General features: G+C 20.8%; 3 protein-coding genes. All 3 read right to left on the reverse strand.

The window, feature by feature from the left end; all coding sequences use genetic code 11:
* Positions 1–977, reverse strand: a 977-nt coding sequence (locus ACRCYC_RS04290) for a helix-turn-helix domain-containing protein (RefSeq protein ID WP_438617950.1), incomplete at its 3' end; no start/stop codon positions are given.
* A gap of 167 nt (positions 978–1,144) precedes the next feature.
* Positions 1,145–2,128 (reverse strand): aromatic acid exporter family protein, encoded by a 984-nt coding sequence (locus ACRCYC_RS04295; protein WP_438506463.1) that lies wholly within the window; start codon positions 2,126–2,128, stop codon positions 1,145–1,147.
* A gap of 27 nt (positions 2,129–2,155) precedes the next feature.
* A partial coding sequence (locus ACRCYC_RS04300) for a FomA family porin-like outer membrane protein (RefSeq protein ID WP_438617951.1) occupies positions 2,156–2,580 on the reverse strand: 425 nt, incomplete at its 5' end.

Below are 2,580 nucleotides of genomic sequence, written 5' to 3' on the forward strand. Positions count from 1 at the left end.
TCTACATAAAATTTTGGTATAATATTTCTAATAACATGAGTTATATATATATAATATTTTTTATAATTTTTTTCAAATTTATGATTCTCTTCGTTGTCTATAAAATTAAATTCTGTTTTAAATTTTCCAATTCGTATAATATTTGATAGTTTCATTAGTGACTCACTATCAAGACTAATTTTTTGATTTAATTTTCCTTCTAAATTTTCTAAAAATATTTTCACTTCATCTTCTAAGTATTCTTCATATACTTCTTTATCAAAATATAGAAAAATTTCTGAAATTAAATCTAATTCATATATTTTTAATTTATCTAATCCACTAGTTTTTAAAAAATTGCTTAATAAATCATAATGTTTATTTTTTATTAATTTTTTTGAAGTAACGTAATTTTGAGTTTTAAATTCAATTTGTTTCTCTCTAATTTCATGAACTAATATTATTGATACAATTTTATAAAAGTATTCTTTTGGCAGTTTTAAGTTCATTCTATTTAGTAATTTTAAAACAATTTTTTCTATTAATTTAATTTCTTTTTTATCAATATTATCATTAATTAAATTTATAAATAATTTATGACAACTATTTTTTTCTATTAAATACTTTGTTAAATAATTTGCAAATAATTCTCTTATTGTTTTCTCTTCTCCTACTAAAAAAATACCCTTTGATGGTAAACTATTTAATTCTAAATTATATTTTTTTAAATAATCTTTTAATTTATTTATATCATAATTTAAAGTTCTACGAGTTAAATTTAACTCTATAAAATTACTATTTAACCTAATTTTATTAGTAAAAAATAATTTCAAAAGTATGTAGTCCCTTCTTTCAATAGGCCTAAGAGGAGCATGGGTTAACAATTTTTTTATTTTTATAAATTCTCTTTCATCTATATATAAATAATTCTCTTCTTTTATTATTCCATTAATCTTATAGTTTTTTAAAAACATATTTATTGTATCTACATTCATCATAATAGATCTTCTTTTCAATTTTAAAATTACTTCTAATTCCAAAATATTATATTTTTTTAAGGTTAAAAAAATATTTAAAATTTGTAACGACTTTTTGTTTAAAAACATTTTTAGAAAACATTTTTTATAAAAAATATTTTCATTTCACCTCTTTTTTTTTGTGTTTTTTAATTAAATTCCATATTATTTTTCTTTAGTTCTATAAAAAGCTCAAGATTTCTAATCAATCTAAAATAACTACTTTCTATTTCGAAAGATAAATCATCTTTTAAAATATTTTTTTCAATTAATTTTTTAGATATATCTATTTTTTTTAAAAGTAAATTATAAGTATACTCATTTTCTTTATTTGATGATAATTCTATAAAAATATATTGAATTTCTTCTGACACTATACGTTCTAAATTAACTTCTTTTAAGCAATCATTGATCTTTATCAATGATAAATATTCTGAATATTTATTATTGTAATTTTTATCAATATTTTTCTCTTTGAAAAAAAAATTATTTTCTTTTTCAACTTGAACTAAAATTTTACACTCATCTAGTTGATTCTTTACTTCTTGAAAAAGCTCATCTTCTTCTAAAAATATTGTTTTTTCTAATATCTTTTTATATTTTACCTTTTTTGAAAACACTAAGAAAATATCTTTCATAATAGAATCAATTTCATCAAGTCTACTTAAAATTTCATTATTTTGACTCGGCATATATAGTTTAAAAAAAATAGCAATACCTATTCCTATAATCAATAAAAAATACTGATCTAGAATAAATAAAAAATCTGTATCCTTTTTTAATAAAAAATGAGTTGCTAAAACAATATTCGTAAAAAACCCTTGAATTAAATTAAATCTTATACAAATTGGTAAAAATATAGCAGAAAATATTGCTAAGGATATTGAGTTATAATTACATATTTTAATAATAATAGCAGATAAAAGAACTCCAAAAGAAGCAGCTATTATTCTTTCCATTGAACTTCTAAAAGAGGACTTTCTTGTGCTTTGTAAACTCAATATACAAATTGTAGCAGCTGAATATTCATAATCTAGTGAAAAATATTGTGCAATAATAACTGACACATATGGACCAAAAACATTTTTAAAAACTTCATGCTTTTGATAATTTGTTAACTTATTAAATAACACTCTAATCCTCCTAAATTAAAAAACTTTTTAAAAATTATATACTACGCTAACTCCACTTTGTGGTTGTAATTTCCAATCTTTCTCTGTATTTCCCCAGACTTGGTTTGAGTACTTAACTTGTGCAAAAATAGAGAATGATAAATCATCAGTATAATTATAAGTTAATTCTAATTGAGGTAAAGCAAATACTGAATAAGTATCTTTATAATTTCCACTATCTACTGCAGGTCCTAACCACTCATACATTTGGTTTCCTACAATGAAGGGATCCCATGCAGCACTTCTGTTAGATGAAATATATGGGTCAAATCCTCCAGTAAAGTTAAATGTTAATGATGTTTGATCATTAAATTTATACAGCTCTTTTGAATAACCTAACCAAGCTAAAATCATAAAATAGTTTGCTGTATCATAGCTCTGATTACTATTTCCTATTTCAAAACTTCCATTAT

Source organism: Paraclostridium sp., assembly GCF_051657365.1.
Taxonomy (GTDB): domain Bacteria; phylum Bacillota; class Clostridia; order Peptostreptococcales; family Peptostreptococcaceae; genus Paraclostridium.